The organism is Billgrantia montanilacus (assembly GCF_003336675.1).
Lineage (GTDB): Bacteria > Pseudomonadota > Gammaproteobacteria > Pseudomonadales > Halomonadaceae > Halomonas > Halomonas montanilacus.
This window is the reverse complement of sequence record NZ_QPII01000049.1, coordinates 1-1,068: the sequence shown is the minus strand read 5'-3', so window position 1 is coordinate 1,068 and position 1,068 is coordinate 1. Positions and strand designations below refer to the sequence as shown.

At 66.3% G+C, this 1,068-nt stretch carries 1 protein-coding gene; it reads left to right on the top strand.

The window, feature by feature from the left end:
* Window position 1 precedes the first annotated feature (1 nt).
* On the top strand, window positions 2-1,068 hold a 1,067-nt coding region (locus DU505_RS22200; RefSeq protein ID WP_114481144.1), incomplete at its 3' end, for an S-(hydroxymethyl)glutathione dehydrogenase/class III alcohol dehydrogenase.

The following is a 1,068-nucleotide window of genomic DNA, read 5'->3' as shown; positions in this document are numbered from 1 at the left end:
CATGAAATCACGCGCCGCCATCGCCAAGGCCGCTGGCAAGCCGCTGGAACTGGTCGAAATCGACGTCGAGGGGCCGAAGGCCGGCGAGGTGCTGGTGCGCATCGCGGCCACCAGCGTCTGCCACACCGACGCCTTCACCCTCTCCGGCGCCGATCCGGAAGGGCTCTTCCCTTCGGTGCTGGGCCATGAGGGCGCAGGGGTCGTCGAGGAGGTGGGCGACGGCGTCACCAGCCTCAAGCCCGGCGATCATGTCATCCCGCTCTATACCGCCGAGTGCGGCAAGTGCAAGTTCTGTCTGTCCGGCAAGACCAACCTGTGCGGCAGCGTGCGCGCCACCCAGGGCAAGGGCCTGATGCCCGACGGCACCTCGCGCTTCTCGCTCGACGGCAAGATGCTGCACCACTACATGGGCTGCTCGACCTTCTCGGAGTACACCGTGCTGCCCGAGGTGTCGCTGGCCAAGGTCTCCAAGGAAGCGCCGCTGGACAAGATCTGCCTGCTCGGCTGCGGCGTGACCACCGGCATCGGCGCGGTGCTCAACACCGCCAAGGTGGAGCCGGGCTCCACCGTGGCGGTGTTCGGCCTGGGTGCCATCGGCCTGGCGGTGATCCAGGGCGCGCAGATGGCCCAGGCCAGCCGTATCATCGCCATCGACGTCAATCCCGACAAGTTCGAGCTGGCGCGCCAGTTCGGCGCCACCGACTTCGTCAATCCCAAGGAGCACGCGGACCCGATCCAGCAGGTGATCGTCGATCTGACCGACGGCGGCGTCGACTACTCCTTCGAATGCATCGGCAACGTCAACGTGATGCGCTCGGCGCTGGAGTGCTGCCACAAGGGCTGGGGCGAGTCGGTGATCATCGGCGTGGCCGGGGCCGGCGAGGAGATATCGACGCGGCCGTTTCAACTGGTGACCGGGCGGGTGTGGAAGGGCTCGGCGTTCGGCGGGGTCAAGGGGCGTACCGAGCTGCCCGGCTATGTGGAGCGTTACATGAACGGTGAGATCAACATCGACGACTTCATCACCCACGACTTGCCGTTCGATCAGATCAACGAGGCCTTCGAGCT